Raw genomic sequence first — 5,920 nt, 5'->3', positions numbered from 1 at the left:
GGGCAGCACCAGGCGCGACAGGCGTTCGGTGGTTTCGCCGAACAGCGCCTCGGCAGCCAGCGCACGCAGCGGGRCACCGAGGTCCGACGCCGCGGCCAGCGACAGCGCGGCATCGGCGCGGCAGGCGATCGCGAGGCTGAAGCGGCCGGCGTCGCAGTCCAGTTCGAGTGCATAGGTGGCATACCCCCGCGGCGCGGCGCCGGCATCCGGCACGGCGGCGAGCGACAGGCCGCGCTGCAGGTCCAGCGCGCGCCACAGGGCGCCGAGGCGGCGGTCGTGCAGCAKCCGCGAGGCGCTGGCGGCGGCAGTGCCGACGGCCCCCAGGTGGGTGGCAATCGGCGTGACGGGTTCGATGCGGGTGGCAGCGGTCATGGCGATTCAGTCAATGGTGATGGCGACTTCGCGCCGGCGGTTGAGGGATTCCTCGAGCGCCGTGGCAAGTGCGTCGCGATGGGCAAAGAGTAGGTCGCGGGAGGTCGAATCGGTGGTCTCGAAGCGAAGCTGCAGCCAGTACGACGAAACCGACAGCGCGAGCGTGGTGTCGGGCAGCACGTCGGGGCGCAGCGGCATGCGCACCTGCCAGCCTTCGCTGTCGTCGACGGCGCGCTCGTTGCAGAAGCGCGAGATGGTCTGCGCGATCGCGGCGACCACCGGGTGCGTCGGCGCGGCCGCGCGGGCGACGCGCGCGGCTCCCGCGCTGCCATGAAGCAGGGGCTCCAGCAGCTCGGGGCCGGGAACGAGGTCGTCGGCCCAGTCGGGCTCGTCGTGTGGCTCGGGTTCGGGCTGGCGAGCGACCGGGGCGGCGTGCTCGGGTTCGGCGGAGACGGCGAGTTCGTCCTCGGCAGGCGCCTGCGAGGAGGACGGCTCGGCATCGGGCCGCAGCCGCTCGCCGAACGGCCGCGCGCCGCCCGACGGGCGACGCTGGCGCAGCAGGTCGGTGAAGCTCGGCGCGCGCAGGGGGTCGGCCGGCGCAGGCTGCTTCGGCAGCGCACTGCGGTGCACTTCAAACGAGACGGGGCGTGGGCGAGTCATGCGGCCTCCGTAGCCCGGGGTGCCAATCCGGGACCGCGCCGGCACCATGCACCCCGGATTGACATCCGGGCTACTCACAGCGCCACCCGACCCAAAGGCTCGACACGCACCTGCGCGCCCAGCTCCTGGTACGAGTACACCGCCAGCCACTTCGATTCCGATTCGACGATGCGGCGCACGTAGCGGCGGATGTCCATCGAGGTCACGACCGCGATGCCGGCGCGCGGCGTCAGCCCCGCCAGGTCCTTCACGCGCCGCGCGATCGCAGCGACCGCGTCCGGCGCCAGCGCCAGGTAGTTGCCGGCCGGCGTCGGCTTGATCGCGTCGCGGATCATCTTCTCGACCGCCGGCTCCAGCAGCACCGCCGACAGCGAGCCGCTGCCCTGCGTCGCGCGGTGGCTGAGCCAGCGCCCGAGGTCGCCGCGCACGTACTCGGTGAGCATCAGCGCGTCCTTCTCCTTCGGGCCCCAGTTGATCAGGCTCTCGCAGATCGCCCGCATGTTGCGGATCGGCAGCTGCTCTTCCAGCAGCCGGCGCAGCACCTCGGCGATGCGCTGCACCGTGACCACCTTCTGCATCTCGGCCACCAGGCCCGGGTAGTCCGCGCCGACCCGCTCCAGCACCCACTGCACTTCCTGGATGCCCAGGAACTGATGCGCCTGCTCGTGCAGCGACTGCACCGCGTGCTTCGCGATCACCTCCTCGTTGGACGGCTCGCCGTCCGGCTTCGGGCCGATCACCACCTGGCCGCTGCCGTGCGGCACGTCGTGCAGCAGCAGCTCGTACTCGTTCTCGGCATGGCTCGCCCGCGTCCACAGCCGGATGCCGGGGAACGGCAGGCCCAGCTGCTCCTGCAGGCCCAGGCGCTCGCGCTCGAACGCGGCGTTCAGCAGGTCGGGCCGCAGCGAGGCGGCCAGCGCCGGCGACATCGTCACCGCCAGCGGCGCGGTGAACGCGCTCGCCTTGTCCTCGATCGCCTGGATCTCGCCCTTGCGCGCTTTCGCGCCTTCGCGCTGCAGGCCCTTCAGCGCATCGGCCTCGCCCTCGTGCCCCGAGCCCGCACCCTTGGTCTGGCCCTGCAGCTTGCGGCCCAGCATCACCAGCGCGCCGGCCAGCAGCAGGAACACGTACCACGGGAAGCCCGGCACCAGCGCGAAGCCGCACAGGAAGCCCGCGGCCAGGTACAGCGCGCGCGGGCTGCGCGTCAGCTGGAAGGTGATCTCCTCGCCGAGCGACTTCGGCTTCGGTGCGTGCTCGTCGGCCACGCGGGTGATCATCACGCCGGCGGCCACGCAGATCAGCAGCGACGGGATCTGCGACACCATCGCGTCGCCGATCGACAGGATCGCGAAGCGGTTCGCCGCCTCGGCGGCCGGCATGCCGTGGTAGGTGATGCCGATCACRATGCCGGCCAGGATGTTGATCACCGTGATGATCAGCGCGGCGATCGCATCGCCCTTCACGAACTTCATCGCGCCGTCCATGCCGCCGTGCAGCTGGCTTTCCATCGCGAGCGCGGCGCGGCGGTGGCGCGCCTCGTCGGCCGTCAGGTGGCCGGCGCGCAGGTCGGCGTCGATGCTCATCTGCTTGCCCGGCATCGCATCCAGCGTGAAGCGCGCGCCGACCTCGGCAACCCGCTCCGAGCCCTTCGCGATCACGATGAACTGCACCACCGTGATGATCAGGAACACCACGATCCCGACCACCAGGTTGCCGCCCACCACCAGGTTGCCGAACGACTCGATGATGTGGCCGGCGTCGGCGTGCAGCAGGATCAGCTTGGTCGACGAGATGTTCAGCGACAGCCGGAACAGCGTCGTGAACAGCAGCAGCGCCGGGAACGAGGTCAGCGAGACCGCGCTCGGGATGTACATCGTCACCATCAGCAGCAGCGTGCTGATGGTGAGGTTCACCGCCAGCAGGCCGTCGATCAGGAAGGTCGGCAGCGGCAGCACCATCAGCGCGAGGATGGCCACGATCGTGGCCACCATCGCGGCATCGCCGCCTATGTTGATCTTGAATTTCTTCATGGCATCCGCCTGGGTGGAAAGGGTCAATGAACGGGGTTGTCGGAACCGGGGGCCGGTGCAGCGGGTGCATCGGCGCGCCTGGCGCCGATCTCGTCGACCCAGCGCAGCACCACGGCCACCGATTCGAAAAGCTCTTCGGGCACGGCGTGGTCGACCGGCACCTTGTGCAGCGCGCGCGCGAGCGGCGGGTGCGCGAACACCGGCACGCCCATCGCCTCGGCGTGGCCGCGGATGATCAGCGCCGCGTCGTCCACGCCCTTGGCCAGCACGACCGGCACGCCGGCCTCGTTGGCGCGGTAGCGGATCGCCACCGCGTAGTGCGTCGGGTTGACGACCACCGCGTCGGCCCGGCCCACCGCCTGCTTCGGGTCTTCCTCGGCCAGTTCGCGCGCCAGCTGCTTGCGCTGGCCCTTGATCTCGGGGTCGCCTTCCTGGCCCTTGAACTCGCGCTTGATCTCGTCCTTGGACATGCGCTGGCCCTTCATGAAGTGGTGGCGCTGCAGCGCGAAGTCGAGCGGGGCCAGCACCATGAACAGCGCCACCGCGAACAGCAGCACCTTGCCGATCGCGCCCCAGGCGATGGCGCCGATCGCCATCGGCGTCTGGAACACCGCGCCCGAGATCAGCGGCAGCAGCTGCACGATCACCTGCCACATCACCGCGCCGATCACCACCGCCTTCAGCACCATCTGCGCGAAGGTCATCAGCGACTTCAGCGAGAACACCTTCTTGATGCCCTGGGCCGGGTTCAGGCTGTCGAACTTGGGCTGCACCGCCTTCGGCGTGAGCTGGATGCCGACGTGCGCGGCGATGCCGACCACCGCGCCGATGGCCGCCACCACCAGCAGCGGCAGGATCACGAGCCCCGCCTCCATGCCCATCGCGGCGAGGCGCTTCCAGATCACGTCCATCGGGATGTCGCCGGGGCCGATGTCCAGCGCCAGCGAGATCACGGTGCGCATGCGCGCGGCGGCGCTGTCGGCCATCGCCAGCAGCGTGCCGACGACCGCGAGCGTGGAGCCGGCGATCGCCATGTCCTGGCTCTTGGCGACCTGGCCTTCCTCGCGCGCCTTGCGCAGCTTCTGCTCTGTGGGCTCTTCGGTTTTTTCGTCGGACATGGCGTGACCGAATGCAACGGGCGTCGACGGATTGCCGACATCGACAGGCTAGGCGTGCACGCGGCGCCGGCCGGGGCCCGGCCCGAAGCGGTGTGCGCAAACCCGACGCGAGGCGTCCGGCTTCATGACGGCGCTGCCGCGGCGCCCGCAGACGCCCTCACAATGCGGCGCATGCCCGACCTGCTCGCCCCGCCGACGGCCGATCTGCAACGCGTGATCGACGCGCTGCCCGCCCTCGAAGCCGCCGAAGACCCTGCCCGCCACCGCGGCCTGCTCGAACAGGCGGCGGCGCTGGCCGCCGGCGACGACATCGACGCCCACACGCTTGGCCGCATCCAGCTGCTGATGGCGCGGCTGCATGCGCAGCTCGGCGAGTACGAACTCGCGTACGCGCGGGCGCTGTCGGCCAGCGAGCAGCTGGCGCGCGCCGGCGACACCGCGCGGGCGTCGAGCGCGGCCAGCACCTGCATCTCGATCTGCATCGAGACCGGCGATTTCAGCCGTGCGCTGGAGCACCTGCGGCAGACACAGGCCGCCGCGCGTGCACGCGGCGACATGGAGCTGCTGGTGCGGCTGCTGTTCAACCAGGCCTGCACCTTCCTGTGCGTCGACGAGTTCGATGCGGCGGCGCACTGCTGCGAGGAGGTGCTGAAGGTGGTGGCCGAGATATCCAACGGGAAGGCCCTCGAGGCGCTGCCGGGCCAGCTGGCGACCACCGCCGAGAGCGCCCGCGCGGCGCTCGKTTTCAGCCGCACCTACCTGGCCGATGCGCACGAGCGGCGCGGCCGGCTGGCCGAGGCGAAGTCCGAGCGGCGGCGCGCGGCCGCGGTGCTGCCGAAGGCGAGCGAGCGCAGCCCGCTCGCGTCGCTGCACATGGTGATCTATGCGCGCTCGCGGCTCGGCGACCTGGAGGGTGCGCGCCAGACCGCGTCGATCTTCCTGCGGCGCGTGCGCCAGCTGCCGCGCGCGCCGCGCTGGATGGCGCAGGTGTGGCTGACGATGGGCGTGTACTACCAGCACGCCGGCAAGCCGGGGCGGGCCGCGGCGCGCTTCGAGCGGGCGATCCGTGCGATGCGCAGCATCCACCACGACGGCGAGCTGCCGAACACGATGCAGATGCTGGCCAATGCGCATGCAGCGAACGGCCGGCATGCCGAGGCGCTGCGCTGGCTGCGCCAGGCGCATGCGGCGCGGCGCCACACGCAGCCCGAGCAGGAGCGGCTGCACTACCGCATGGCCGCGCTGGAGCGCGATGCCGAGGAGCGCCGGCTGGAGCGCGAGACCGCGATGCTGCATGCGCAGCGGCTGGCGGTGGTGGGCCGGCTGATGGCGCAGATCTACCACTCGCTGGGGGCGCCGCTGGTGGCGGCGCGGCAGGCGCTGTCGCTGTGCATCACGCAGGCCGACCACCTGAAGCCGGCCGAGCTGTCGGCGGCCATGCGCGGCGTGGTCGCGCACATCGACGAGGCGACGGCGCTGACGCGCCAGCTGCGCATGTTCTCGTACCGCGCGGCGCCGCAGGCGATGGTGCTCGACCTGCCGCTCGCGCTGCAGGAGGCCTGGAACGGCATGGCGATCGGCCGCTCGGGGCCGCGCGAGCCGCTGGTGCTGCGTGGCGTCGCGCCGCCGCAGGTGCGCGGCGACGCGCAGCGGCTGGCGGTGCTGCTGCGGATCCTGCTGATCGAGATCGAGCGCCTGGGCGGTGCGCAGGCGCCGCAGGTGCTGCTGTCGATGAACGGC

5 protein-coding genes are annotated in these 5,920 nt (G+C 71.5%); 1 reads left to right on the top strand and 4 read right to left on the bottom strand.

Features of this window, described 5'->3' with window-relative positions; translation table 11 throughout:
- From AC1DXV_RS30310 to sctU, 4 genes are all read right to left on the bottom strand, one after another.
- A partial coding sequence (locus tag AC1DXV_RS30310; protein WP_477937158.1) for a hypothetical protein occupies window positions 1-372 on the bottom strand: 372 nt, incomplete at its 3' end.
- A gap of 6 nt (window positions 373-378) precedes the next feature.
- Window positions 379-1,032 carry a type III secretion system protein SctP gene (sctP, locus tag AC1DXV_RS30305; protein ID WP_477874222.1) on the bottom strand — a complete coding sequence of 218 codons (654 nt, stop codon included), beginning with the start codon at window positions 1,030-1,032 and terminating at the stop codon, window positions 379-381.
- Window positions 1,033-1,106: 74 nt separating this feature from the next.
- Window positions 1,107-3,062 carry an FHIPEP family type III secretion protein gene (locus AC1DXV_RS30300; protein WP_477937156.1) on the bottom strand — a complete coding sequence of 652 codons (1,956 nt, stop codon included), beginning with the start codon at window positions 3,060-3,062 and terminating at the stop codon, window positions 1,107-1,109.
- A 23-nt stretch (window positions 3,063-3,085) separates the two neighbouring features.
- Window positions 3,086-4,180, bottom strand: a complete 1,095-nt coding sequence (sctU, locus tag AC1DXV_RS30295; protein WP_477873804.1) for a type III secretion system export apparatus subunit SctU — start codon at window positions 4,178-4,180, stop codon at window positions 3,086-3,088.
- 171 nt (window positions 4,181-4,351) lie between these two features.
- Between sctU and AC1DXV_RS30290 the strand changes: the two genes are divergently transcribed.
- The coding region (locus tag AC1DXV_RS30290) for a tetratricopeptide repeat protein (protein WP_477937154.1) at window positions 4,352-5,920 on the top strand (1,569 nt) is incomplete at its 3' end.

The sequence above is a fragment of the Rhizobacter sp. P3_C12 genome (genome assembly GCF_056402735.1).
The sequence above is the reverse complement of the archived record's forward strand: the minus strand, read 5'-3'. Positions and strand labels throughout refer to the sequence as shown.

Excerpts from the sequence above, each read along its gene's own strand:
- sctP (WP_477874222.1), bottom strand. The coding sequence starts at position 1,032 with ATGACTCGCCCACGCCCCGTCTCGTTTGAAGTGCACCGCAGTGCGCTG.
- sctU (WP_477873804.1), bottom strand. The coding sequence starts at position 4,180 with ATGTCCGACGAAAAAACCGAAGAGCCCACAGAGCAGAAGCTGCGCAAG.